Below are 1,079 nucleotides of genomic sequence, written 5' to 3'. Positions count from 1 at the left end.
TCTTGCAACACCCAGTCAAACGCTCGCCGCTGGGGCAGAGGGGAACGTGTCCGTTCCCCTTGCATGAAAGCGTCTGGGGGTGGTCACGCGTCAAGGGCAAGCCGCTACGCGGTCGCCGATGGCGACCCTTGACGCTTCATAGCCCCGTAGAGCGTCTATTTTTGCGTCTGTCCATAGTTCAGTATAAGGGAGCGCATTAAAACGTCATAGCGAGCCTCTGAGAGCGTCTGAAGGGTATTGCTGTAATGAAGGTGCAAGGGGCGCGCAGCGACCGCGTAGCGGCTTGCCCTTGCACCGTGATAAAAGCAGGACGCTTTTGCCCCGCGGTCGGGTGAACCCGACCGCCTGCCTAGCGGCGAGCGAGGGGTGCAGGGGGCTTGCTCCCTGCTGGGGGCGGTGGGGGCAAAGCCCCCAGAAACCCCTTGAAGTGGCGGTCGATGATTCTGCCGCTAATACAAGATAAGAGTGAAAAAAGGGGTAAAAACCTGTAATGCCTTGATATTACTGAATTTATCGCTATTTTGCTTGATATGATTTTTGGTAAATCTTGATATGATTTTTGATAACATTGAGTATGATTGACTTATATAATTCGATATGATATTATCATATCAATATCAAGCAAGGAGGAAAAACAAATGGCAGTAACCCGCAAGAAAGTCAAGGTAGTAGGAACAGAAACTTATATCAAGCAGGATACTGGAGAACTGCGAGAAATGCAGGTAATTGACATTGAGGAGCGCGACGCTAATTTTCATAAGCTCTGGCTCGGTCATATTTTGAACAGTATCGACCTTATCGGAAACCAGAAAACGCGCCTTGCTTTCTGGATTCTCGACCATCTGGACAGCAATAATCTTCTGCCAATGACTACAGAGGCAGATAGCCGATAAAAGCGGTATCAGCTATCAAACGGTATCGAGGACACTACAAGCACTAATCGACAGTAACTTCTTGCAACGCATCTAATCAAGGCGCATATCGCGTAAACCCAGACGTATTATTCAAGGGCGGGAAGTAACGCAAGAATGAACGTGCTGCTGCAATATCACGACGCAGCAGCCCGAAGGGGACGGCTC

General features: G+C 49.7%; 2 protein-coding genes. Both read left to right on the top strand.

Annotated features, from left to right (window positions below):
• Nucleotides 1–638 precede the first annotated feature (638 nt).
• Nucleotides 639–893 (top strand): replication/maintenance protein RepL, encoded by a 255-nt coding sequence (locus HMPREF9334_RS12760; protein ID WP_006693590.1) that lies wholly within the window; start codon nt 639–641, stop codon nt 891–893.
• Complete coding sequence (locus HMPREF9334_RS12755) at nt 883–969, top strand: replication/maintenance protein RepL (protein WP_071985999.1); 87 nt, start codon at nt 883–885, stop codon at nt 967–969. The genes HMPREF9334_RS12760 and HMPREF9334_RS12755 overlap by 11 nt, the downstream gene beginning before the upstream one ends.
• The last annotated feature ends 110 nt before the right edge of the window (nt 970–1,079 follow it).

This window comes from Centipeda infelix ATCC 43532, assembly GCF_000234095.1.
GTDB classification, from domain to species: domain Bacteria; phylum Bacillota; class Negativicutes; order Selenomonadales; family Selenomonadaceae; genus Centipeda; species Centipeda infelix.
The sequence above is the reverse complement of the archived record's forward strand: the minus strand, read 5'-3'. Positions and strand labels throughout refer to the sequence as shown.

Bases quoted from the DNA above. Each gene is read 5' to 3' on its own strand.
- HMPREF9334_RS12760 (WP_006693590.1), top strand. From the start codon at position 639: ATGGCAGTAACCCGCAAGAAAGTCAAGGTAGTAGGAACAGAAACTTAT.